Below are 24,904 nucleotides of genomic sequence, written 5' to 3' on the forward strand. Positions count from 1 at the left end.
GCCTATGAGTAGCGAAACGCCTCATGGAGACTCCGTGCGGAGGAAGTGGCTCCCGGGCGTCACGGCCGTCGCCGCGGCCGTGACGGTGCTCGGCTTGCCCTCCACTCCCGCGACGGCGGCGGAAGGCGCGCGGAGCGACCAGTGGTACCTGGACGCCATGAACGCTGATGCCCTTTGGTCCACGACCACGGGTGAGGGCGTGACCGTTGCCCTGATTGACAGTGGTGTCAACAAAGCGGTTCCTGAATTGCGTGGTCAGGTGACGTCGGGTCAGGACTTCATCGGTGAGCCGAAGAACCCCTACGACGACAGCGGCTCAAATCACGGCACGTGGATGGCGGCCCTGATCGCGGGGACCGGAGCGGGAGGCGGCGTCAAAGGACTTGCTCCCGGAGCAAGGATCCTCTCCTTGAAGACGATGGACGATAAATACGCCATCGAAGACGGTCGGCTGATGGCTGCAGCAATACGGTTTGCCGCAGAAAGTGATGCCCGCATCATCAATATCTCTCAGGGCGTCCAGTACGGGGATACGGCAGATCTGCAAGAAGCCGTCGACTATGCGGTGAGCAAGGGAAAATTGATTTTCGCGGCCACGGGAAACGATGGCGATCAGGGAAACGAACCGGACGCGCCGGCCACACTTGACGGAGTCGTAGGGGTGAGCGCCGTTGACAAGAAGGGGACCGTGACCAAGTGGTCAGCACACGGCCCCCACGTGGCCCTGGCCGCGCCGGGGGACCAGATCCCGGGACGCTGCGAGCAGCGAAGCGGGATGTGCCTCCACAGGGGAACCAGCCACGCCACCGCCATCACCTCCGCCTCCGCCGCGCTCATCTGGTCCAGGCACCCCGACTGGACGGCGAACCAGGTCCTCCGGGTCATGATGCAGACGGCGAGCAAGCCGGCGGGCAAGATCCCGAGCCGTTACCTGGGATACGGGGTGGTCCGGCCGGCCCAGGTGCTCGTCCGGCACAACGGTGATCCGGGCGATCCCGAGGTGAACCCGCTTTTCCCGGACTACCGGCCCGGGTCCGGAACCACGTCTCCGCCGTCGCCCGAAAACGGGGCGAACGGTCGGCCCGCGCCCTCTCCGGAGCGGGAGGAGCCGGCGGAGAACATCTCCGCGGCTCCGGATGACGAGAACGACAGTGACAACACCGTGGTCTGGGTCGGTGTTTCCGTTCTGGCGGCCGTGGTCATCGCCGCCGCGTGGCTCGGACTGACCCGGATGAGGAAATCCCGTACATGAAATCGATACCCGCAGGGTCGAGAAATGAGGAACGATGGGCCTTAAGCTCACGAACGAGCAGCTGATCAAGCTGGAGAACCAGATCGACGGCGTCATCTCCAGCATGAACAACCAGGTCAACGACCTGGAGAGCGTCATCGACATGCTGGCCACGCAGTGGCGCGGTGTCGGTGCCGCCCAGTTCAGCGCGGCGCAGCGCGACATCAACAACTACCAGCGGAATCTGACCAACCTGATGGGCAAGGTCCGCGAAGCGGTCGAGATGACGCGTAAGAGCAACGGTACGAACGACGTCGGCGTCGCCGACGCCATGAGCCGGGTGGATGTCAACGGCGCCGCGGCCGGCAGCGGCATGGTTGCCGCCGGTTCGTACGGTGAGACCGGCGGTCAGTACCAGCAGCACTCCAAGCTCAGCGACCTGTGATCCTTCCGGACACGCTGAGCGATGAGATGACCGATTCTTCAGGGAGGGGCCCGGCATGAGCGTCAACAATTTGGATGAGATCGCCGTACAGTACGGCTCCCTCGCGGCTGCTGCGGAGAGCATCAGGAACTCCGCGCGGCGGCTGCGAGGCGACATCGAGACGATCCAGGGCGAGGTGGCCCGCGTGGCCGAGTCCTGGGAGGGCGAGGCGCACAGCGCGTACGCCCGGGTGCAGACCAACTGGGACATGCAGGCCGACGGTCTGCACAACACGCTGATGAAGATCGCCGCCCTCGTCGAGCAGGCGAGCTCGGACTACCAGACCACGGACAAGAAGGCCGCCACGTACTTCGACATCTGATCGAGGAAGTTGCTCGTCACGCGCGGCCGAGGCGGGGCCGCTCCCACCCGGGAGCGGCCCCGCCTCTTCCTGTGGTCGCGCCCGCGCCGTCGTGCCCCGACGCGGGCGGGTCAGCTCTTGTCGTCCGGGTCTGGAAGGACGATGCGGTTATCGCATTCAAGGCGGACCAAGAATTTCTTCGTGCCTGCCGTCAGGATGCGTTTCCGGGTGGTCGTGGAGAGCCCCAGATGCTCGTTGAGAGCGACGTTGAGGGCCAGCGGCTCCCGGTTCTTTCTCTTGGCTGCCAGATCCGGACGCTGGCAGTCAACGATAAGTTGTGCAATGGATTGATGGTTCTTGGGCAAGACCCATACGGCGGTCCGACCCGCTTTCCGGCTCTCCTTCGGGAATTCGACAGGTCCCCAGGAAAACTTCAGCTCCAGGAGGCGCTTGGTGCCGGTTTCATCGTTCATCTCGCACGGAATTGCTCTTTCCTCCGGATTCATTCTGCGGTTGAGAATTGAGGCGCCGGAAAGAAAGAACAGAAGGTCGTCTCGCATGACATCGACTCGCGCGAGGTGGCCTTTGTTGCGGATCTCCGATGCGGCTTTTTTATCGAAGAGCCCCTCGCAGGCTTCGGAAAGCGGCTTCAGTAGCACCTCTCGCGTCGGGGTTCCGGAGTTCTTCTTCGGCTCCGAGTCCGTGGAACAGGATGAGGCGAGGAGAATGGCGCTGATGACCGCAGTGACGGTGACCTTGCGGCCTGCTTGAATTTCCATGGTCAGTCCCGGTCCCGGGCGTCAATGGAGTGACGCCCATTGTTATAGGCCGTCTCGATATTCCTCTTGGTGTCGATGAACCAGTCGCTGTTCTGCAGTTCGGGGTGCAGAGCTGCGTAGACATCCAGGGCATTGGCTGCGCGAACCTCCGCTTGATCGTGGAAGTCCTCCTTTGTTCTGACTCCCTCGATGTCGATCTTTTCCTCGGCCTCTTTGATTTTTTTCTCGACGTTGTCGTCGATGGAGAACCCGGTGGCTGTCTCGATGAGCCCTGCCCCGGTCTCGATGAGGGCGGGGACGGCAATCGCCACTCCGGCGCTGGTGGTTGGTCCACCGAAGGGCGCGGACGCTGCGCCGGCCACCAGGCCGATGCCTTGACTGAAGAGGGCCTTCTTCCACTCTCCCTTTCCTGTGATTTCCTCTTCCGCGTCTTCCTTTTCGTTGTTGATGTCATCCTGGATGGAATATGCGCGCGCTTCGTTGAGGGCGCCGTGGGTCTTGGCTCCCGCTTCCAAGATGGTGGAGAGTTCATCCCCGGGTTCGGAATGTGCCGTGATGGCGCTCGTGGTGTAGTGGTGCTGGGCGGCGGAAAGGATGTCGTACCCCTGTTGGGAGGCTCCTACTTCCCTGAGGAATCCCAAAGCTGTGCCGTCGTTCAAAGTGATATGTCCCGACTGGCTGTTATGGAATGCCTTTTCGAGCATTCCGGCGTTCCCCTGGGTGTCGCCAAAGTTGATGACACCATGGTCGATGTCGTCAATGTATCCTGCCCCGATCTTTGCGAAGCTCTCCAACAATTGGGGGTGCTCCGCCACGAACCCGGATTCCCCTTTGCCGATGGTGCTGATCACCTGGCTTGCCACATTGGCGCTGTTCTCTGTCCGCTGCAGTCCTAGTTCTGGTCTTCCGTGGGGATGGCCGAGCGATGCTGCTTCGAGAGCGTGGCCGAAGTCCTTGTATCCCTCTTCATTCGGCCACTCACGTTCCTTCAGCAGATAGAGGAGGTCAGGATTGGCTTCCAATCCTGAACGTGCCAGATATTCCTTTCGATGGAACACCTCCTGCCCCGCCTCCGGGTTGTTCCCCAGAGCTGCCATGTAGCCGCCCATGGGGTCGAAGCCCTGCTCGGCCTTCTTTGCGAAGTCCAGGTTCGGCTTTCCCCAGTCCGACTCCCAGAAATCCTGCAGGTCGTCCTTGTGCTTCCGGTCGAACTCGATCAGGCCGCCGCTGCGGCCGTCCTTGGCGTTCGGGTCCTTGACTCCCTTCCCGTAGTCCACCAGGAAGTCCGCGTCATAGGTTCCGTACCTCAGGAGCGAGCTCATGACGTGGAAGCCGTACGGCTTTCCGAAGGGGCCCTCCTTGGAGATGCGCTCCGGGCCGAGCTCCACGATCTCCCGCTTCCATTTCGCCATCGCGTCCGAATCGGAATGGGAGGCGGTGGCCAGCGTGAAGCCCAGCGACTTCTGGAGCTTCTCCAGATCCTTGGCGCGGGCGTCCCCGGGTTCGGTGTCATCGGTGGCCTGCTCCCAGAACTCCAGCGTTCCGCGGGCACCCAGGCCGGTCGCGAACTTCTCCGCGAAGAAGGGATCCCCCTCGTGCCGGGCGAGGATGGTGTTGGCCTTCTTGAGCTGCTCCGGGGAGAACCTCCCCTCGGACTCGGCGATGTCGGTCAGCGTCTTGAGGTCCGCCAGCGCCTTCTTCCGCCCCGCGATGCCGTCCTTGATGGAGTGGTACCCGTCGCCGGTGAAGCCCTTCCCCCGGCCGTTGAAGTCCTGCGTGAGGATCCAGCTGAGCACGTCGTCGGCGCCGGTGGCATCGCCGACGGCGGTCTGGATGGCACGTTGGTAGTCGGCGACGGCCTGCTGGTAGGCCTTCGCCTGGCCCTGGAGCGCGGCGGCATCGAGGTCGTCGGCGTTGGCGGCCTTGTAGGTGATCTTCCCCTGGCCGTCGATCGACAGGTGTTTGTCCTCGTCGATGAGCTTCTTGTAGTCCTTGACGGTCTTCTGGGCCGCCTTGAACTTCTCGTGGGCGTCCTTGAGTAACGCGTGGACGTCGGCGGCCTCCTCGCTCCACTCCGTCAGCTGTTTGGCGATGGACCGCACCGCCTTGAGTGCCTGGTCGCCGGCCTTTCCCTCCCAGTCCGCCTTGGTCAGCGGCGTCTCCAGCTGGTTGCGGAAATTCGTCTCCACCTGCCTGATCTTGCCGGGCACCGTCCCCCACTTGGTGACGGCTTCCTCCAGCGGGGTGAGATCGGCCTTGAGCAGGTCGTGATACGTCACCATGAGCGCCTCTTCCGTTCCGTGTCGTGGGTCTGTCGGGGGCGGGGCCCTGGCCCGGGATTCGGGCTCCGCGGTACGGCCCCGGGCCCGGCGGCGGGGCTCCGCGGTACGGCCCCGGGCCCGGCGGCGGGGCTCCGCGATACGGAGCCGGGCACGGACCGCGATACAGGGTGGGGCCTCCCCGGTCCGGCGCCGGGCCCCCGCGATACAGAATCGGCGGGCGGTGTCCGCGGCGCGCGGCGCGCCGGCATCGGACGGGTCGCGCCGTCCGCCGGGCTCAACGGGCCACCCTCCGGTTCCCGCCGCTGCCGCCGGCCTCCTCGGCGCGCTGCCCGGTCTTCTTGTCGTCCTCCTCGAACGTCGCCGCGGCGGTCCGGAGCGCCATGGCCAGGCTCTGGTTCAGCAGCCCCGCCAGGTACCGGGTCTGGTCGCCCCAGCGCTCCTGGAAGGTCTCGAACGCGGCGGCACAGGCGAACCCCTTCAGCCCGGCCTTGACCTGACCGGTCTCCTTCAGCGCCTCGTCGTCCACCGCGCCGACCGACTTGGCGACCTCCTCGGCGCTACGGGCCTTCCCCCGTAGCGCCGAGCCGGAGACCTTCAGCCCTTGCCCGGCGCCCGGGGACTTGTCCCCGCCCGCCTCGTTCAGACGCATGCCGACGGACTGCTTCGCCTCCGCCTGCAGCGCCGCCCACTCCTGTTCGAACGACATGGATCCTCCGTGACGGTGTGCGGCCGCACCGGGGCGGCCGGCTCGGGAACGGACAGGACGAATCGAGGCTCGTGCCGGGCCGGCGGCGCCGGATCACCGGTCGGGCAGCCAGCCCGTCTGGATCAGGGGGTTGCCGCGCCGGCGGGTCACCAGGACACCGCGGCCCGGGGGCATCGGCCGAGGCCGCACCCGGCCGAGGATGTCCCCCTCACCGGGATCCCCGGAGAGGATCAGGCCCTGGGCGCCGAGCTCCTTGATCCGCTGCATGAACGGCTCGAACAGCGCCCGCGAGGCCCCGGCGGAGTTCCGGGCGATGACGAACCGGACCCCGATGTCCCGGGCGAACGGGAGGTGCTCGGTGAGCACGGCCAGCGGATTGCCGTTGGAGGTGGCCACCAGTTCGTAGTCGTCGATCATGATGAAGACCTTCGGGCCGGTCCACCAGCTGCGGTCCCGCAACTGCTGCGGGGTGACGTCCGGCTGCGGCGCCCGGCGGTTCATCAGCCCCTGGAGGGCCGACATGTGCACCTCCAGGGAGTTCGCCATCGGCGCGTACTCCAGCAGATGGGACTCCGGCACCGCCTCCAGCAGCGAGCGGCGGTAGTCGCCGACCACGATCTTCGCCTCGTCGGGCCCGTACCGCTCCGCGATCTGCCGGGCGATCAGCCGCAGCAGCGCCGTCTTCCCCGATTCGCTCTCGCCGAAGACCAGGAAGAACGGGTCGGCCTCGAAGTCGAGGAAGACCGGCTCCAGAGCCGTCTCGTCGATGCCGATGGCGATACCGCGCTGCGGGAACTCGAAGCCCTTGGGCAGCTGGTCGGCGAGGAGCCGGCGGGGCAGCAGCCGCACCCGCGGGGCGTGCGGCCCGGACCAGTGGCCGGCGACGGCACCCACCATGGCGGCGGTCGCCCCGGCCAGCCCCTCGGCGTCCCCCGCGACCCCGTCGGTACGCGGCAGGGCGGCCATGAAGTGCAGCTTCTCCGGCACCTGCCCGCGCCCGGGGACGCCGGCCGGCACGTTCGCGGCCACCTTGCGGTCGAACTCCGAGTCCAGCGCGTCCCCCAGGCGCAGCTCCAGCCGGCCCAGCATCTGGTCCTTGAGGGAGGCGCGCAGCTCCATGTAACGGGACGCGGAGACGACCAGGTGGACGCCGTAGCCCAGCCCCCGGGCGGCGATGTCGGTGACCACCGGCTCCAGCATCTCGTAGTCCTGTTTGAAGGAGCCCCAGCCGTCGATGACCAGGAAGACGTCGCCCCACGGCTGGTCGGGCAGCTCACCCGCGGCCCGGCGGCGGCGGTAGGTGCCGATGGAGTCGATGCCGTGGGCGCGGAAGTACTCCTCGCGGCGGCCCAGCACCCCGGCGACCTCGGCGACCGTACGGCGGACCCGCTCCGGGTCCAGCCGGGAGGCCACCCCGCCCACGTGGGGGAGGTCGGCGAGCGAGGCCAGGCCGCCACCGCCGAAGTCCAGCCCGTAGAACTGCACTTCGTGCGGGGTGTGGGTGAGCGCGAAGGCGGTGATGAGGGTGCGCAGCAGGGTGGACTTGCCGGACTGCGGGCCCCCGACGAGCAGCATGTGACCGGCCGCGCCGGAGAAGTCCCGGTACAGGATCTCCCGCCGCTGCTCGAAGGGCTTGTCCACCAGGCCCAGTGGCACCACCAGCCCGCCGGGCCGGGCGTAGTCCGCCGAGTGCAGCCCGCGCTCGGCGGTGGTGACCAGCGGCGGCAGCAGCTGGTCCAGCGGCGGCGCCTCGTCCAGCGGGGGCAGCCACACCTGGTGCGCCGGCGGCCCCTGGCCCTCCAGCCGCCGCACGATGACGTCCAGGACGGTGTCGGCGAGGGCGTCGTCACCCCGGCGGACCGGCGCGAGCAGCGCGTCCGGGTCCGGCACCGCGTACGTCACCGGCACCGGGGCGGCGGTGAACAGCGCCGGCCGGCGCTCGACCGGCAGCGGCCCGCCGACCGGGGCCGCCGGACCGGTGCGGTAGGCCCCGGAGACGTACGCCGCCTTGAACCGGGTCATCTCATCCGTGCCGAACTTCAGGTAGCCGGACCCGGGCACGGACGGCAGGTGGTACGCGTCCGGCACGCCCAGCGCGGTCCGCGACTCGGCGGCGGAGAAGGTGCGCAGACCGATGCGGTAGGACAGATAGGTCTCCAGACCGCGCAGCCGGCCCTCCTCCAGACGCTGCGAGGCCAGCAGCAGATGGACCCCCAGCGACCGGCCGATGCGCCCGATCTGGATGAACATGTCGATGAAGTCGGGCTTGGCGGTGAGGAGTTCGCTGAACTCGTCGATCACCAGGACCAGCGAGGCCAGCGGCTCCAGCGGGGCGCCCGCGGCCCGGGCCTTCTCGTAGTCGTGGATGTTGGCGTAGTTGCCCGCCGACCGCAGCAGCTCCTGCCGCCGCTGCAGCTCGCCGCGGATCGAGTCGCCCATCCGGTCGACCAGCGTCAGGTCGTCCGCCAGGTTGGTGATCACCGCGGAGACGTGCGGCAGCTGCGCCATCCCGGTGAACGTCGCGCCGCCCTTGAAGTCCGCGAGGACGAAGTTCAGGGTCTCCGAGGAGTGCGTGACCGCCAGCCCCAGCACCAGGGTGCGCAGCAGCTCGGACTTGCCGGAGCCGGTGGCGCCCACGCACAGGCCGTGCGGGCCCATGCCGTCCAGCGCGGCCTCCTTCAGGTCGAGCATCACCGGATGGCCGTCCTCACCCACCCCGATGGGCACCCGCAGCCGCTCGGACTGGGTCCGCGGCCGCCAGGTGCGGGCGGCGTCCACCGCGCCGGCGTCCCCCAGCCCGAGCAGCTCGGTGAAGTCCAGGTTGGCCAGCAGCGGTTCGTCGTCGTCCCCGCCGCCCATCCGCAGCGGCGCCAGCTGCCGGGCCAGCGCCTCGGCGGCCTCCGGCGACAGGGTGTCGGGCACCCCCTCGTAGACGGCGCCGTCGGCGGACCGCAGCTCCAGCCGGCCCGGACGCGCCACCACCGACAGCCCGCCGCGCGGCTCGTCGAGGTCCCCGGGGACCACCTCGACGACGGTGACCCCCTGGATGCCCTCGGCCGCCGCGAACACCGAGTCCGGCGGCACCATCCCGCCCTCCAGCACCACCACCAGGTGCGGCTGGTCCAGCAGCGGCTGCCCGTCCCGGCTGAACCGCGGCCGCTCGTCCAGCCCCTCCAGCAGCTCGGACAGCTCCCCGAGGTCGTCCCCGAACAGCCGCTTGGTGCCGGCCCCGTCGGTGCTGCCCGGCACCTGCGTGTGCGGCAGCCACTTGGTCCAGTCCCAGCGGCTCTGCGCGCCCCGGGCGGCCACCACCGCCACCCGCAGGTCCTCCGGCGAGTGCAGCGCCACCAGCTGCGCGACGAGCGCCCGCGCGGTGCCGTGCACCGTCGCCGGGTCACCGGAGACGGTCAGGTGGTAGAAGCGGCGCAGCGCCACGGCCACCGGCAGCCCCTCCAGCGCCGCGTGCACCGCCAGGAACCGCTGCATCGCGCCCGCCGTCAGCGGCTCCAGCTCGTCCACCGGCGCGGTCTCCGGCGCCACCAGCGGGGTCGACAGCGTCTGCGCGCCCAGCCCGATCCGCGCCTGGGCGAAGTCGTCGTCGGCGATCCGGCGCTCCCACACCCGGCCGCCCTCGGCGACCAGAGCCCACAGCTGGTCGGGTGCCGGGTGCAGGTACAGCTGCGCGTCCCGCTGGGCGCGCGCGGTGCGCCGCACCACACGGCGGGTCTGCGCCAGGTACTTCAGGTAGTCCCGGCGCACATCGGCCATCTGCCCCTGGGTGCCGCGCCGGTAGCGCACCACCTGGGCGATGACCAGCGCCACCGTCGACACCGCCATCAGCGCGCCCATGACGCGCATGAACGGCGGCGTGTTCGGCATGAAGAAGAAGACCACCGACGAGCCCATGCCGAGCATCGGCAGGACCTGCATCAGCACGCCCTCCTGCTGCCCGCGCGGCAGCTCCGGAGGCGACTCCAGCAGCAGCTCCCCCGTGGGTACGTCGGGCGGCAGCGCCCGTGGCGGACGCTTGACGACGATATGGCTCACCGGCTGACCAATCCCCCTAGAACCGGGCGGAATTATCCGCTGCCGCCCTCCGTCGGACGGCACCCCACCACACAGCAGGTGAGCCTACCGACACGGAACGAAACCGTGGTGGATAGGGTGTCGCCCGGCAGGCGCGCCCGGCCCCGGGCGGCCACGTGGACAGCAGGGGGTATCCACAGGTGAGTCCGACCGCAGCGACCGGCTTCTGCCGCGTCACCGTCGTCGCACCCGACAGCCGTGTCGATGTCGCCCTTCCCGACGACATCCCGGTCGCCGACATCTATCCGGAAATTCTCCGCCTGACCGGCCAGACCCAGCCCGTGGGCGCCCCGGTCGGCTACCACCTGGTGCGGCGGGACGGCACCGTGCTGGACGGCGCCCGGTCGCTCACCGCCCAGCGGGTCCTCGACGGGGAACTGCTGACGCTGCGGCCGTTCGCCGAGTCGCTGCCGCCCGCCGTCCACGACGACGTGTCGGACGCCGTGGCCACCGCCGTCGTCCGCGACCGGCACCTGTGGAGCGACGACCTGCTACGCGTCGCCGGCCTCGCCGGCGGGGTGCTGCTGCTGGTCATGCTCGGTTTCGTGCTCTGGTACGCCGACCCGGTCCGCCACGACATGCACAGCCTGCCCGGCATCGTCGCCGGCGCCGCCGGGCTGCTGCTCACCGTGCTGGCGGGGGTGCGGGCGCGGATCTACGACGACCGGGCCTCGGCGGTGGCGCTCGGCCTGGGCGCCGTGCCGCACCTGCTCATCGCCGGGTCGGGCATCATCGAGGCCGATCCGGGGGAGGGGCCCGGCCGGCTCCAGTTCCTGCTCGGCTGCGTCACCGTGCTGGTGGCCGCCGCCGCCCTGGTCGCGGTCACCCCCGACGGGGACGCGCCGTTCGTCGCGGTGCTCTTCGCCGCGACGGTGGGCTCGCTGGCCACCTTCTGCGCGATCCTCGCCGACGCGACCCCGACCGGGACCGCCGCCGTCACCGCCCCGGTGGCGGTCGGGGCGATGGCCTTCCTGCCGGGGCTGTCGGCCCGCTTCGCCCGGCTGCCCATCGGCTACGCCGCGCCGCGCACCCCCGCCCGGATGGACTTCGACGCCGACCCCGACGAGCCGCCGGCCGCCGACCCGGTGGACGGGGAACGCGTCGCGGCCCAGGCCCGGCGCGGCCACGAGACCCTCCTGGGCCTGGTCGGCGGCTGCGCCGCGGTCGTCATCGGCTCCGCGGCGGTGCTGGGCTTCTCCTCCTCCGGCTGGGGCCGGCTGCTCGCCCTGGCCACCGGGCTGGCCATGCTGCTGCGCGCGCGGCTGTTCCGCTACACCTCCCAGGTGGTGTGCACCCTGGTCGCCGGCATCGCCGCCGTCGGACTGCTGCTGCTGGGCCTGTCGCTCAACCCGCCGGACGCCGCGGTCCGCGCGCTGCTCGACGGCGACCGGGCCGACATGGACGTGCGCACCGTGTGGCTGGCCGCCGCGGTCGCCGCCGGCGCCGCGCTGATCACCGCCATCGGCCTGATCATCCCCCGGAAGGGCCTCACCCCGTTCTGGGGCCGCGTCTCGGACCTCGCCGAGGCGGCGTTCCTGCTCTCGCTGGTGCCGCTGTGCCTGGCGGTCCTCGACGTCTACGACGCGGCGCGCAGCATGACCAGCGGCTGACCCGAGGAGGTCGCGTACCCCTGGGCGTCGCCCCGCGCCCGGCGCCCCGGCCCGTACGCCCCCGGCGTGGCGTGCGGCCTGCCCCCCGCCCGGCCGGCCCCGGCGCCCCGTCGTCCGTCCGGCCGCCCGCGTGCGGCGGCCGGACATCCGTGCCGTCCGACCCTCCGCACCTGGCGTCCCCGCCCGTATGCCCGGACCCACCGACCGCATGCCCGAACGCGCCCGCACCCCCGGGGGCCCCGCGCCGCTCCGCGGACGCTGCCGGCGCGGCCGCTGCCGCACCGGCCCGCTGCCGGCGGCGGAACCCGCCCGCCCTCGCCCGGCCACCGGCAAAGCCCGGCCCCCGCCACCCCGCTGCCGGGCCCGCCGCGCACCCCCGTCCGGCCCCCGTCCCGGACCCTGGTACGCTGTGTGACGGCCGTTTGTGTACGCGCCTCCGGTCCGCCTGGACACCAGGCACTGGGGACAGCGCCCAGCGTGCCCCGCCTCCCGAGTAACGGAAGCTCCCCTGAGACCAAGACCAGGGGCACTCGGTGGCCGCAACGAACCATCCCGAGGAGTACCGAGTGTCGCTCGACGCCGCCGTCAAGAAGCAGATCATCGCCGAGTACGCGACCAAGGAGGGTGACACCGGTTCCCCCGAGGTCCAGGTCGCGCTGCTCACCCGTCGCATCTCGGACCTGACCGAGCACCTCAAGACCCACAAGCACGACCACCACTCGCGCCGTGGTCTGCTGCTGCTCGTCGGCCAGCGCCGCCGGCTGCTGCAGTACCTGGCGAAGAAGGACATCACGCGCTTCCGCGCGCTGGTCGAGCGCCTGGGCATCCGCCGCGGTGCGGCGGGCGCCAAGTAAGTCGTCGTGAAGGGAGCGGTTCCCGCGCCAGGGGGCCGCTCCCTTTGCCGTACGCGCGGCCCGCGCCGCCCCGTCCGCCCGTATCCGTACGGTGCGGACCGGCGGCGGCCGCGCGACGGCGGTCCCGGGCGCACCGCGCAGCCGCGCGGCGCGCCGGGGACGGGCCCCGCCGGCACCACCCGCACCCCGTGTGCGCCGGACGGCACCGGGGCACACGACGGCCGACGGAACCGTCAGCCGTCGTGAGGCGGGCCGAAGCTTTGTAGGCTGGTGCCAGACAACGCCATAGTGAAAACGCCATAACGAACGAGGAGGAGCGCCTCATTCCCGCCGACTCGGCGCCGCAGGCGCCGGTCCTCGGTAGTGGCTCCCGGAACTGGCACTTCCGGTGGCTTCGATCGAAGACCGGCCCGGCCGCCGCACCACCGGCCAGGGGCGCTCCGCCGCCACCGTCCCCCGTCACACGGACGAGGGACGCAGACGAGGAGAATTCCCTGGTGGAGAACGAGACCCACTACGCCGAGGCCATCATCGACAACGGCTCCTTCGGCACCCGCACCATCCGTTTCGAGACGGGCCGGCTGGCCCGTCAGGCCGCCGGCTCCGCCGTGGCCTACCTGGACGACGACACCATGGTGCTGTCGGCCACCACCGCTTCCAAGAACCCCAAGGACCAGCTCGACTTCTTCCCCCTGACGGTGGACGTCGAGGAGCGGATGTACGCGGCCGGGCGCATCCCCGGCTCCTTCTTCCGCCGTGAGGGCCGCCCCTCCGAGGACGCCATCCTCACCTGCCGCCTGATCGACCGCCCGCTGCGCCCGTCCTTCAAGAAGGGCCTGCGCAACGAGATCCAGGTCGTGGCCACGATCATGGCGCTCAACCCCGACCACCTCTACGACGTGGTCGCGATCAACGCCGCCTCCGCCTCCACCCAGCTGGCCGGCCTGCCGTTCTCCGGCCCGATCGGTGGCGTCCGGGTGGCGCTGATCAAGGGCCAGTGGGTCGCCTTCCCGACCCACACGGAGCTGGAGGACGCGGTCTTCGACATGGTCGTCGCGGGCCGCACCCTGGCCGACGGCGACGTCGCGATCATGATGGTCGAGGCCGAGGCCACCGAGAAGACCATCCAGCTGGTCAAGGACGGTGCCGAGGCGCCGACCGAGGAGGTCGTCGCCGCCGGTCTGGAGGCCGCCAAGCCCTTCATCCGGGTGCTGTGCAAGGCCCAGTCCGAGCTCGCCGCCAAGGCCGCCAAGCCGGTCGCCGAGTTCCCGATCTTCCTCGACTACCAGGACGACGTCCTGGAGGCGCTGACCGCCGCGGTCCGCGACGAGCTGGCCCAGGCGCTGACCATCGCGGGCAAGCAGGAGCGCGAGACCGAGCTGGACCGCATCAAGGGCGTCGCCGCCGAGAAGCTGCTGCCGCAGTTCGAGGGGCGCGAGAAGGAGATCTCCGCGGCGTACCGCGCGCTGACCAAGACCCTGGTCCGCGAGCGCGTCATCAAGGAGAAGAAGCGCATCGACGGCCGCGGGGTCACCGACATCCGCACCCTGGCCGCCGAGGTCGAGGCGATCCCGCGGGTGCACGGCTCGGCGCTCTTCGAGCGCGGCGAGACCCAGATCCTGGGCATCACCACGCTGAACATGCTCCGCATGGAGCAGCAGCTGGACACGCTGTCGCCCGAGACGCGCAAGCGCTACATGCACAACTACAACTTCCCGCCGTACTCCACCGGTGAGACCGGCCGGGTCGGTTCGCCCAAGCGCCGCGAGATCGGCCACGGCGCGCTGGCGGAGCGGGCGCTGATCCCGGTGCTGCCCAGCCGCGAGGAGTTCCCGTACGCCATCCGGCAGGTCTCCGAGGCCCTGGGCTCCAACGGCTCCACCTCCATGGGCTCGGTCTGCGCCTCCACCATGTCGCTGCTGAACGCCGGTGTGCCGCTGAAGGCCCCGGTCGCCGGTATCGCCATGGGCCTGATCTCCCAGGAGATCGACGGCGAGACCCACTACGTCACCCTCACCGACATCCTCGGTGCGGAGGACGCCTTCGGTGACATGGACTTCAAGGTCGCCGGCACCAAGACCTTCGTCACCGCCCTGCAGCTGGACACCAAGCTGGACGGCATCCCGGCGTCCGTGCTGGCCGCGGCGCTGAAGCAGGCCCGCGACGCCCGCCTGCACATCCTCGACGTGATGAACGAGGCCATCGACGTCCCCGACGAGATGTCCCCGAACGCCCCGCGGATCATCACCGTGAAGATCCCGGTGGACAAGATCGGTGAGGTCATCGGCCCCAAGGGCAAGATGATCAACCAGATCCAGGAGGACACCGGCGCCGACATCACCATCGAGGACGACGGCACCATCTACATCGGTGCCGCCGACGGCCCGGCCGCCGAGGCCGCGCGCAGCGCCATCAACGGCATCGCCAACCCGACGATGCCCGAGGTCGGCGAGCGCTACCTGGGCACCGTGGTGAAGACCACGACCTTCGGCGCCTTCGTCTCGCTGCTCCCGGGCAAGGACGGTCTGCTGCACATCTCGCAGATCCGCAAGCTGGCCGGCGGCAAGCGGGTGGAGAACGTCGAGGACGTGCTCGCGGTCGGCGCCAAGGTGCAGGTCGAGATCGCCGAGATCGACCAGCGCGGCAAGCTCTCCCTCATCCCCGTGATCGAGGGCGAAGAGACCGCCGAGGGCGAGAAGGACGAAGCCGCCAAGTGACGTCCCGTACGCAGAAGGCGACGGCCCGCACCTCCTCGGAGGGGCGGGCCGTCGCCCGTACCCAAACGCTTCTCAAGGGCGAGAACGGCATCGGCACGGTCCGCCGGACCGTGCTCCCCGGCGGGCTGCGGGTGGTCACCGAGACCCTGCCGTCGGTGCGCTCGGCCACCTTCGGCATCTGGGCGCACGTAGGCTCCCGCGACGAGACCCCGGCGCTCGGCGGTGCCACCCACTACCTGGAACACCTGCTGTTCAAGGGCACCGCACGGCGCAGCGCGCTGGACATCTCGGCGGCGATCGACGCGGTCGGCGGTGAGATGAACGCGTTCACCGCCAAGGAGTACACCTGCTACTACGCGCGGGTGCTCGACACCGATCTGCCGCTCGCCATCGACGTGGTCTGCGACATGCTCACCGGCTCGCTGATCGAGGCCGCGGACGTGGACGCCGAGCGCGGGGTGATCCTCGAAGAGATCGCGATGACCGAGGACGACCCGGGCGACTGCGTGCACGACCTGTTCGCGCACACCATGTTCGGCGACACCCCGCTCGGCCGCCCGGTGCTCGGCACGGTGGACACCATCAACGCGCTGACCCGCGACCGCATCGCGCGCTTCTACCGCAAGCACTACGACCCCACCCACCTGGTGGTGGCCGCCGCGGGCAACGTGGACCACGCCAAGGTGGTCCGGCTGGTGCGCCGGGCGTTCGAGCGCGCCGGGGCCCTGGACCGCGCCGACGCCGTCCCGGTCGCCCCGCGCGAGGGCACCCGCACCCTCCGCACCGCCGGCCGGGTGGAGCTGCAGGGGCGCAAGACCGAGCAGGCCCACGTCGTCCTCGGCATGCCGGGCATCGCCCGCACCGACGACCGCCGCTGGGCGCTGGGCGTGCTCAACGCGGCCCTCGGCGGCGGCATGAGCTCCCGGCTCTTCCAGGAGGTGCGGGAGAAGCGCGGCCTGGCGTACAGCGTGTACTCCTACACCTCCTCCTTCGCCGACTGCGGCCTGTTCGGCGTCTACGCCGGCTGCCGGCCGGGCCAGGTGGCGGACGTGCTGAAGATCTGCCGGGACGAGCTGGACCACGTCGCCGAGCACGGGCTCACCGACGAGGAGCTGCGCCGCGCCGTCGGCCAGCTGTGCGGCTCCACCGTGCTGGGCCTGGAGGACACCGGCGCGCTGATGAACCGCATCGGCAAGAGCGAGCTGTGCTGGGGGAGCCAGATGTCGGTGGACGACATGCTGGCCCGGATGCAGGCGGTCACCCCGGACGAGGTCCGCGAGGTGGCGCGCGATGTACTGGCCCAGCGCCCCTCGCTGTCCGTCATCGGCCCGCTGAAGGACAAACAGGCGGCGCGGCTGCACGAGGCGGTCTCCTGACAACCGCCCCCGCCGGGCCCGGGGTCCGGGGAGCGGCGCACCGGACCTCCGGCGCGCCGCCCCGGCCCGGACCCGGGCACCGGGCCGGCGCCCGGGCCACCCCCCGGCCGCCGGCCCGCTCCCGGCCGTGACCCGGCCGGGGACCCAACCGCCAGGACCGGAGGAAGACGAGGAATGAGCAAGCTGCGAGTGGCCGTCATCGGCGCCGGGGGCCGCATCGGCTCCGAGGCGGTACGGGCCGTGGAGGCGGCCGACGACCTGGAGCTGGTGGCCGCGCTCGGCCGGGGCGACCGGCTGGAGACCCTGGTGGAGACCGGCGCCCAGGTGGCCGTCGAGCTGACCCACCCGGACGCGGTCATGGACAACCTCGACTTCTGCGTCGGGCACGGCATCCACGCCGTCGTGGGCACCACCGGCTGGACCGACGAGCGGCTGGACCGGCTGCGCGGCCGGCTGGCGGAGGCGCCGGGGACCGGGGTGCTGATCGCCCCCAACTTCTCCATCGGCGCCGTGCTGACCATGCGGTTCGCGCAGGCGGCGGCCCGCTTCTTCGAATCCGTCGAGGTCATCGAGCTGCACCACCCGGGCAAGGCGGACGCCCCCTCCGGCACCGCCACCCGCACCGCGCAGCTGATCGCCGCGGCGCGGGACGAGGCCGGCTGCGGTCCCCAGCCGGACGCCACCAGCACGGCGCTGGACGGCGCCCGCGGCGCGGACGTGGCCGGGGTGCCGGTGCACTCGGTGCGGCTGCGCGGCCTCCTCGCCCACCAGGAGGTGCTCCTCGGCGGCGAGGGGGAGACGCTCACCATCCGCCACGACTCGACGCACCACCGGAGCTTCATGCCCGGCATCCTGCTCGGCGTGCGCCGCGTTCCCACCACGCCGGGGCTGACCTTCGGCCTGGAACACTTCCTGGATCTGGACTGACCACCGTGCGCGCAAAGATCACGTACTTCGTTCTCGCCGCCGTCCTCGTCGTCTACTTCGTCCTGGTCGGCAGCCGCGGGGTGCTGCTGATCGAGCAGGGCACCCCGGTCACCGTCGCCTTCGGGGTGTCGGTGCTGGTGCTGCCGTTCATCGGCGCCTGGTTCCTGTGGCAGACCACCCGGTTCGCCCGGAACGCCGACCGGCTCGCCCGGGAGCTGGAGGCGGAGGGCGGACTGCCGGTCGACGAGCTGGTGCGCACCCCCGGCGGCCGGATCGACCGCGCCTCGGCGGACGCGGTGTTCGCCAAGCGGCGCGCGGAGACCGAGGAGGCGCCGGACGACTGGCGCTCCTGGTTCCGGCTGGCCGTGGCCTACCACGACGCCCGGGACACCCCGCGGGCCCGCAAGGCGATGCAGCGCGCCATCGCCCTCCACGCCAACCCCCGGCGCTGACGCGGGCGGGCCCGGGCACCTGTGCCCGGGCCCGCCCGCCTCGCGTCCGTCCGCGCGTCCCGCCGCGTCCGCCGGGTCCCCGCCCGGCCGGCGGCCGCTCAGCGGCGCCCGGCCGCCCACCGCTCGACGGCGTCGGCGGCCATGTCGAACGCCTCCGGCCGGCCCAGGAAGTCGGCGCTGTGGTCGGTGATCACCGCGCGCAGCGGCTCGCCGCCCACCGGTTCGACGACCACCGCCTGGCCCTGCACGGTCCGCGGCAGGCCGAGGAACTTCACCGGCCGCTGCACGGTGCGGACCGCGCCCACCCGGGACCAGGGGACGGTGGTGGTGCCGAAGAGCGTGATCTGCCGCAGCCCCTGTCCGCTCATCCACACGCCGGTGCGGACCAGCCGGACCGCCCCGACGATCACACAGGCGGCCACCGCGAGGCAGATCCCGGCCGCCGGCAGCGCCCCCGCCAGCGCGATGATCAGCGTGGAGAACAGGATGTACGAGGCGAGGAGCAGCAGCAGCGCGGCGCCGGCGACCCGCCAGGGCCCGGGGCGGTAGGGGCGCCGCCAGCGGTCCCGCTCGTCGTACGGCAGCGGACCGGGGTCGGACGCGTGGTCGTCGGCGGAGCGGTCGGCGGTCAGGAACGGCAGGGGCACGACAAGTCCTCACTCACACGCGCGATCGGGGGCTGTGGTGGGTGAGGCTATCCCAGCCGTTCTCAGCGGCCCTGCGACGCCTCCGTGCGCTGCACCTCACGGGTGTCGTGCGACTGGGACCCCAGCGCGGGCAGCCCGAACAGCAGGGCGCCGACGAACCCGGCCACGATGACCAGCGCCACCAGGACGTTCCCGGCCAGCTCCGACAGCCCGGCCCGCTGCCGGGGCGGCGGGGCGACGTTGCTGCGGAACTGCTCCGCCTCGGCGACGAAGGCGAACGGCACGGACTCGGACCTGCGGACACCGCCCGGCGACGGCGGGGAGAGGGGCATGCTGGCACTCCTGTGGGAACGACGGGGCACTCGGCGGCGGACCGCCACCTCGGAAGACGACGGATCGCCCGCTCGGGATGCCCGTTTTCGTCATCTTCGAAGAAAAATACCAACCGTCGTCCGTCTCCTCCGGCGACGAACCGCTTCGGACCGCCCCCTCGGCAGCTCCCGACGCCCTCCGCCGCCCCCGGCCGTGGTCCGGCGGCGTCCGGGGCGGGGTCCTCCGCCGGCACGCCCCCCGCGGGGCGGGCCGGGAGCCGGTGCGCGGGGCGCCCGTCGAGGACGCCCGGCGGCGGCCCGTAAGCTGGGCGCGCCCGAGCGACGCAACTGGAAGGACCCCCGCCGGTGACCGACACCCCCGCAGAGAACGCGCAGCAGGCCAGCTTCCGCAGCGATGTGACCGTCGAGCTCGTCAAGCACAGCGCGGCCGACTCCGACGTGCTGTGGGCGGCCCGGGTCTCCACCGCCGGTGAGCAGTCGCTGGACGAGCTGCGGAAGGACCCCGAGCGTTCCAAGGGTCTGATCAACTTCCTGATGCGGGACCGGCACGGCAGCCCGTTCGAGCACAACTCGATGACGTTCTTCATCAGCGCCCCGATCTTCGTCTTCCGCGAGTTCATGCGGCACCGCGTGGGCTGGTCCTACAACGAGGAGTCGGGCCGCTACCGGGAGCTGGAGCCGGTGTTCTACGTACCGGGGGAGTCCCGGAAGCTGGTGCAGGAGGGCCGTCCGGGCAAGTACCGGTTCGTCGAGGGCACCCCCGAGCAGCACGAGCTGACCGGCCGGGTGATGGAGGACGCCTACCGGCAGGCGTACCGCGCCTACCAGGAGATGCTGGCCGCGGGGGTGGCCCGTGAGGTGGCCCGCGCGGTGCTGCCGGTGGGCCTGTTCTCCTCGATGTACGCCACCTGCAACGCCCGCTCCCTGATGCACTTCCTGGGCCTGCGCACCCAGCACGAGCAGGCGAAGGTGCCGTCCTTCCCGCAGCGCGAGATCGAGATGGTGGGGGAGCGGATGGAGGCGGAGTGGGCGAAGCTGATGCCGCTCACGCACGCCGCCTTCAACGCCAACGGTCGGGTGGCCCCCTGATCCGGCGGGTGGCGCGGGACCGTACGGGCCAGTAGCAAGAAGTGTCCGGTTTGCGGCATTTCGCGACATTCATTTAGGCTGACCGTACGGGTCCGGCACTGCCTGAACCCCCGAGCAGGCAGTGCCGGGCTCCATCTCGCCCGCCCCGAACGAGCGCCTCGGGGCAACGTACGAGTAGCGTTGGTCCCATGGCTCCGACTTCCACTCCGCAGACCCCCTTCGGGCGGGTGCTGACCGCCATGGTCACGCCTTTCACCGCTGACGGCGCTCTCGACATCGACGGCGCCCAGCGACTCGCCGCCCATCTGGTGGACGCCGGCAACGACGGTCTGATCGTCAACGGCACCACCGGCGAGTCCCCGACCACCACCGACGCGGAGAAAGCGCAGCTGGTACGGGCCGTGGTCGAGGCGGTCGGAGACCGTGCCCACGTGGTGGCCGGAGCCAGCACCAACGACACCCGGCACAGCGTCGAGCTGGCCCGTGCCGCCGAGCAGGCGGGCGCGCACGGCCTGCTCGCGGTGACCCCGTACTACAGCAAGCCCCCGCAGGAGGGGCTCTTCCGCCACTTCACCGCGATCGCCGACGCCACCGGCCTGCCGGTGATGCTGTACGACATCCCGGGCCGCAGCGGGGTCCCGATCAGCACCGAGACGATCGTGCGGCTCGCCGAGCACCCGAGGATCGTCGCCAACAAGGACGCCAAGGGCGACCTGGGGCGCGCCAGCTGGGCCATCGCACGGTCCCGGCTGGCCTGGTACTCCGGCGACGACATGCTCAACCTGCCGCTGCTCTCGGTCGGCGCCGTGGGCTTCGTGTCCGTGGTCGGCCACCTGGTGAGCGGGGACCTGCGGGCGATGCTCGACGCCCACCTGTCGGGCGACGTGGCCAAGGCCACCGAGATCCACCAGAAGCTGCTGCCCGTCTTCACCGGCATGTTCCGCACCCAGGGCGTGATCACCACCAAGGCCGCGCTGACCCTGCTGGGCCTGCCCGCCGGCCCCCTGCGGCTGCCGCTGGTGGAGCTGTCCGCGGAGGAGACCGAGCAGCTCAGGCGCGATCTCGCCGCCGGCGGGGTACAGGTGTAAACACCGACTTCACAACTGAATACCGCCCCATCAGCAAGTGCACGAATGTCACGCGCGCCATGTGCCCCGACGGGCATGTGGCGTGTGTGGTGAGGAGAGTCTTTTGAGTCATCCGCATCCCGAGCTCGGCCCCCCGCCGAAGCTTCCCCAGGGTGGTCTGCGGGTCACCCCGCTCGGCGGCCTGGGCGAGATCGGCCGCAACATGACGGTCTTCGAGTACGGCGGCCGGTTGCTGATCGTCGACTGCGGAGTGCTCTTCCCCGAGGAGGAGCAGCCCGGAGTTGATCTGATCCTGCCCGACTTCACATCCATCCGGCACCGCCTCGGCGACATCGAGGGCATCGTGCTCACCCACGGTCACGAGGACCACATCGGGGGAGTGCCGTTCCTGCTGCGCGAGAAGCCGGACATCCCGCTGATCGGCTCCAAGCTCACGCTGGCCCTGATCGAGGCCAAGCTGCAGGAGCACCGCATCCGGCCCTACACCCTGGAGGTGGTGGAGGGGCACCGCGAGCGCATCGGACCCTTCGACTGCGAGTTCGTGGCGGTCAACCACTCCATCCCGGACGCCCTGGCGGTCGCCATCCGCACCCCGGCGGGCATGGTGGTGCACACCGGCGACTTCAAGATGGACCAGCTGCCGCTGGACGGCCGCCTCACCGACCTGCCGGCCTTCGCCCGGCTCGGCGAGGAGGGCATCGACCTGCTGCTGTCGGACTCCACCAACGCCGAGGTACCCGGCTTCGTCCCGCCCGAGCGCGACATCTCCAACGTGCTCCGCCAGGTCTTCGCCAGTGCCCAGAAGCGCATCATCGTGGCGAGCTTCGCCAGCCACGTCCACCGCATCCAGCAGATCCTGGACACCGCGTACGAGTACGGGCGGCGGGTCGCCTTCGTGGGCCGGTCCATGGTCCGCAACATGGGCATCGCCCGGGACCTGGGGTACCTGCGGGTGCCGGCCGGGCTCGTGGTGGACGTGAAGACGCTCGACGACCTGCCCGACGACGAGATCGTGCTGGTCTGCACCGGTTCCCAGGGCGAGCCGATGGCGGCGCTGTCGCGGATGGCCAACCGCGACCACCAGATCCGCATCGTCCAGGGCGACACGGTGATCCTCGCGTCGTCGCTGATCCCCGGCAACGAGACCGCCGTCTACCGGGTGATCAACGGGCTCACCCGCTGGGGCGCCAACGTCGTGCACAAGGGCAACGCCAAGGTGCACGTCTCGGGGCACGCCTCGGCCGGCGAGCTGCTGTACTTCTACAACATCTGCAAGCCGAAGAACCTGATGCCGGTACACGGCGAATGGCGCCACCTGCGGGCGAACGCGGAGCTGGGTGCCCTCACCGGAGTGCCCAAGAACCGCTGCGTGATCGCCGAGGACGGCGTGGTGGTGGACCTGGTGGACGGCATCGCCAAGATCGTCGGCAAGGTGCAGGCAGGTTATGTGTACGTCGATGGCCTGTCGGTCGGCGACGTCACCGAGTCCTCGCTGAAGGACCGCCGGATCCTGGGCGAGGAGGGCATCATCTCGGTCTTCGTGGTGGTGGACAGCACCACCGGCAAGATCGTGGGCGGCCCGCACATCCAGGCCCGCGGCTCCGGTATCGACGACGCCGCCTTCGGCGACGTGGTGCCGAAGGTCGAGGAGGCCCTGGCCCGGTCCGCCTCCGACGGCGTCGCCGACCCCCACCAGCTCCAGCAGCTGGTGCGCCGGTCGATCGGCAAGTGGGTCGCGGACACCTACCGGCGCCGGCCGATGATCCTGCCGGTCGTCGTCGAGGTCTGACGGAGCATCAGGACGCTGACCAGGAGCGGGGCGCTCGATTTGCATCGGGCGCCCCGCTCCAGTACGTTTACGGCTCCGCCCAACGGGGAACCCCGCGAGCGCCACGGCGCCGCTGAGGGTCCGTCAGGTGGGTGGGAAACCGGCTCAGAGAATTCTGATAAAGTCGGAACGCGCCGGAAGGTGCGAAACAAACCCCCTCCAACGGGGACCGGAAAAGAGATCCGAACCGGGAACGGAACGGAAAACGGATCTGGTAAGGTTGGAAACACCGAAGGGAAGCGCCCGGAGGAAAGCCCGAGAGGGTGAGTACGAAGGAAGCGTCCGTTCCTTGAGAACTCAACAGCGTGCCAAAAGTCAACGCCAGATATGTTGATACCCCGTCTCCGGGCCGGTGAATGGCCGGGAGTCGAGGTTCCTTTGAAGAAACACACACAGCGAGGACGCTGTGAACCGTCGGGACTATTCCTCCCGGCGGTTCCGCTCAACGCGAGTGACGCCCCGAGTACGGGGAAGCATTCACGGAGAGTTTGATCCTGGCTCAGGACGAACGCTGGCGGCGTGCTTAACACATGCAAGTCGAACGATGAACCCGCTTCGGTGGGGGATTAGTGGCGAACGGGTGAGTAACACGTGGGCAATCTGCCCTGCACTCTGGGACAAGCCCTGGAAACGGGGTCTAATACCGGATATGACGCGTGACCGCATGGTCTGCGCGTGGAAAGCTCCGGCGGTGCAGGATGAGCCCGCGGCCTATCAGCTTGTTGGTGGGGTAATGGCCTACCAAGGCGACGACGGGTAGCCGGCCTGAGAGGGCGACCGGCCACACTGGGACTGAGACACGGCCCAGACTCCTACGGGAGGCAGCAGTGGGGAATATTGCACAATGGGCGAAAGCCTGATGCAGCGACGCCGCGTGAGGGATGACGGCCTTCGGGTTGTAAACCTCTTTCAGCAGGGAAGAAGCGAAAGTGACGGTACCTGCAGAAGAAGCGCCGGCTAACTACGTGCCAGCAGCCGCGGTAATACGTAGGGCGCGAGCGTTGTCCGGAATTATTGGGCGTAAAGAGCTCGTAGGCGGCTTGTCACGTCGGATGTGAAAGCCCGGGGCTTAACCCCGGGTCTGCATTCGATACGGGCAGGCTAGAGTTCGGTAGGGGAGATCGGAATTCCTGGTGTAGCGGTGAAATGCGCAGATATCAGGAGGAACACCGGTGGCGAAGGCGGATCTCTGGGCCGATACTGACGCTGAGGAGCGAAAGCGTGGGGAGCGAACAGGATTAGATACCCTGGTAGTCCACGCCGTAAACGTTGGGAACTAGGTGTGGGCGACATTCCACGTTGTCCGTGCCGCAGCTAACGCATTAAGTTCCCCGCCTGGGGAGTACGGCCGCAAGGCTAAAACTCAAAGGAATTGACGGGGGCCCGCACAAGCGGCGGAGCATGTGGCTTAATTCGACGCAACGCGAAGAACCTTACCAAGGCTTGACATACATCGGAAAGCGCCAGAGATGGTGCCCCCCTTGTGGTCGGTGTACAGGTGGTGCATGGCTGTCGTCAGCTCGTGTCGTGAGATGTTGGGTTAAGTCCCGCAACGAGCGCAACCCTTGTTCTGTGTTGCCAGCATGCCTTTCGGGGTGATGGGGACTCACAGGAGACTGCCGGGGTCAACTCGGAGGAAGGTGGGGACGACGTCAAGTCATCATGCCCCTTATGTCTTGGGCTGCACACGTGCTACAATGGCCGGTACAAAGAGCTGCGATACCGTGAGGTGGAGCGAATCTCAAAAAGCCGGTCTCAGTTCGGATTGGGGTCTGCAACTCGACCCCATGAAGTCGGAGTCGCTAGTAATCGCAGATCAGCATTGCTGCGGTGAATACGTTCCCGGGCCTTGTACACACCGCCCGTCACGTCACGAAAGTCGGTAACACCCGAAGCCGGTGGCCCAACCCCTTGTGGGAGGGAGTCGTCGAAGGTGGGACTGGCGATTGGGACGAAGTCGTAACAAGGTAGCCGTACCGGAAGGTGCGGCTGGATCACCTCCTTTCTAAGGAGCACATGGCCGACTGCGAGCGAATGTCTCGCACGGTTAGCTCATGGGTGGAACGTTGACTATTCGGCGCATCTGGTTCGGTGGAACCACTAGTACTGCTTCGG

General features: G+C 69.8%; 18 protein-coding genes and 1 rRNA gene. 13 read left to right on the top strand and 6 right to left on the bottom strand.

Going from position 1 to position 24,904, the window contains the following annotated elements:
* Nucleotides 1-34: 34 nt before the first annotated feature.
* From IHE55_RS22070 to IHE55_RS22080, 3 genes are read left to right on the top strand one after another with little or no spacing between them, the layout of a single operon-like run.
* Nucleotides 35-1,252 (top strand): S8 family serine peptidase, encoded by a 1,218-nt coding sequence (locus IHE55_RS22070; protein WP_197990601.1) that lies wholly within the window; start codon nucleotides 35-37, stop codon nucleotides 1,250-1,252.
* A 34-nt stretch (nucleotides 1,253-1,286) separates the two neighbouring features.
* Complete coding sequence (locus tag IHE55_RS22075; protein ID WP_197990602.1) at nucleotides 1,287-1,676, top strand: WXG100 family type VII secretion target; 390 nt, start codon at nucleotides 1,287-1,289, stop codon at nucleotides 1,674-1,676.
* Between the two features lie 55 nt (nucleotides 1,677-1,731).
* Nucleotides 1,732-2,037 carry a WXG100 family type VII secretion target gene (locus IHE55_RS22080; RefSeq protein WP_197990603.1) on the top strand — a complete coding sequence of 102 codons (306 nt, stop codon included), beginning with the start codon at nucleotides 1,732-1,734 and terminating at the stop codon, nucleotides 2,035-2,037.
* Between the two features lie 110 nt (nucleotides 2,038-2,147).
* Here IHE55_RS22080 and IHE55_RS22085 read toward each other — a convergent pair whose 3' ends face one another.
* From IHE55_RS22085 to eccCa, 4 genes are all read right to left on the bottom strand, one after another.
* Nucleotides 2,148-2,795 (bottom strand): hypothetical protein, encoded by a 648-nt coding sequence (locus IHE55_RS22085; protein ID WP_197990604.1) that lies wholly within the window; start codon nucleotides 2,793-2,795, stop codon nucleotides 2,148-2,150.
* A 2-nt stretch (nucleotides 2,796-2,797) separates the two neighbouring features.
* On the bottom strand, nucleotides 2,798-5,077 hold the full coding sequence (locus IHE55_RS22090; protein WP_197990605.1) for a DUF6571 family protein: 2,280 nt from the start codon (nucleotides 5,075-5,077) through the stop codon (nucleotides 2,798-2,800).
* Between the two features lie 274 nt (nucleotides 5,078-5,351).
* Complete coding sequence (locus tag IHE55_RS22095; RefSeq protein ID WP_197990606.1) at nucleotides 5,352-5,783, bottom strand: hypothetical protein; 432 nt, start codon at nucleotides 5,781-5,783, stop codon at nucleotides 5,352-5,354.
* A gap of 93 nt (nucleotides 5,784-5,876) precedes the next feature.
* Nucleotides 5,877-9,830, bottom strand: coding sequence for a type VII secretion protein EccCa (eccCa, locus tag IHE55_RS22100; protein ID WP_197990607.1), 3,954 nt, complete (start codon nucleotides 9,828-9,830; stop codon nucleotides 5,877-5,879).
* A 179-nt stretch (nucleotides 9,831-10,009) separates the two neighbouring features.
* Between eccCa and eccD the strand changes: the two genes are divergently transcribed.
* The 6 genes from eccD to IHE55_RS22130 all read left to right on the top strand — a co-directional run bounded on the left by eccD (nucleotide 10,010) and on the right by IHE55_RS22130 (nucleotide 17,805).
* A complete protein-coding gene (eccD, locus tag IHE55_RS22105; RefSeq protein WP_197990608.1) occupies nucleotides 10,010-11,479 on the top strand; it encodes a type VII secretion integral membrane protein EccD in 1,470 nt (489 codons plus the stop codon).
* A gap of 566 nt (nucleotides 11,480-12,045) precedes the next feature.
* Entirely contained in the window at nucleotides 12,046-12,333 is a 288-nt protein-coding gene (rpsO, locus tag IHE55_RS22110; protein ID WP_197992166.1) for a 30S ribosomal protein S15, read from the top strand.
* Between the two features lie 497 nt (nucleotides 12,334-12,830).
* Nucleotides 12,831-15,050 (top strand): polyribonucleotide nucleotidyltransferase, encoded by a 2,220-nt coding sequence (locus IHE55_RS22115; protein WP_197990609.1) that lies wholly within the window; start codon nucleotides 12,831-12,833, stop codon nucleotides 15,048-15,050.
* Nucleotides 15,047-16,426, top strand: a complete 1,380-nt coding sequence (locus tag IHE55_RS22120) for a M16 family metallopeptidase (protein ID WP_197990610.1) — start codon at nucleotides 15,047-15,049, stop codon at nucleotides 16,424-16,426. Before IHE55_RS22115 ends, IHE55_RS22120 begins: the two co-directional genes overlap by 4 nt.
* Nucleotides 16,427-16,600: 174 nt before the next feature.
* A complete protein-coding gene (gene dapB, locus IHE55_RS22125; protein WP_197990611.1) occupies nucleotides 16,601-17,353 on the top strand; it encodes a 4-hydroxy-tetrahydrodipicolinate reductase in 753 nt (250 codons plus the stop codon).
* A gap of 5 nt (nucleotides 17,354-17,358) precedes the next feature.
* Complete coding sequence (locus IHE55_RS22130; protein ID WP_197990612.1) at nucleotides 17,359-17,805, top strand: tetratricopeptide repeat protein; 447 nt, start codon at nucleotides 17,359-17,361, stop codon at nucleotides 17,803-17,805.
* Nucleotides 17,806-17,903: 98 nt separating this feature from the next.
* On the opposite strand, the gene IHE55_RS22135 is transcribed toward IHE55_RS22130, so the two are convergent.
* Nucleotides 17,904-18,452: an SCO5741 family PH domain-containing membrane protein gene (locus IHE55_RS22135; protein WP_197990613.1), complete on the bottom strand. Its 549-nt coding sequence runs from the start codon at nucleotides 18,450-18,452 to the stop codon at nucleotides 17,904-17,906.
* A gap of 62 nt (nucleotides 18,453-18,514) precedes the next feature.
* On the bottom strand, nucleotides 18,515-18,784 hold the full coding sequence (locus IHE55_RS22140) for a hypothetical protein (RefSeq protein WP_197990614.1): 270 nt from the start codon (nucleotides 18,782-18,784) through the stop codon (nucleotides 18,515-18,517).
* Between the two features lie 345 nt (nucleotides 18,785-19,129).
* On the opposite strand from IHE55_RS22140, the gene thyX reads away from it, so the two are divergent.
* The 4 genes from thyX (at nucleotide 19,130) to IHE55_RS22160 (ending at nucleotide 24,794) form a co-directional block, all read left to right on the top strand.
* Entirely contained in the window at nucleotides 19,130-19,873 is a 744-nt protein-coding gene (gene thyX / locus IHE55_RS22145; RefSeq protein ID WP_197990615.1) for an FAD-dependent thymidylate synthase, read from the top strand.
* A 188-nt stretch (nucleotides 19,874-20,061) separates the two neighbouring features.
* Nucleotides 20,062-20,961 (top strand): 4-hydroxy-tetrahydrodipicolinate synthase, encoded by a 900-nt coding sequence (gene dapA, locus IHE55_RS22150; protein ID WP_197990616.1) that lies wholly within the window; start codon nucleotides 20,062-20,064, stop codon nucleotides 20,959-20,961.
* A 103-nt stretch (nucleotides 20,962-21,064) separates the two neighbouring features.
* Nucleotides 21,065-22,750, top strand: coding sequence for a ribonuclease J (locus IHE55_RS22155; RefSeq protein WP_197990617.1), 1,686 nt, complete (start codon nucleotides 21,065-21,067; stop codon nucleotides 22,748-22,750).
* 515 nt (nucleotides 22,751-23,265) lie between these two features.
* A 16S ribosomal RNA gene (locus IHE55_RS22160) occupies nucleotides 23,266-24,794 on the top strand.
* Nucleotides 24,795-24,904: the final 110 nt, after the last annotated feature.

The organism is Streptomyces pactum (assembly GCF_016031615.1).
Classification (GTDB): Bacteria; Actinomycetota; Actinomycetes; order Streptomycetales; family Streptomycetaceae; genus Streptomyces; species Streptomyces pactus.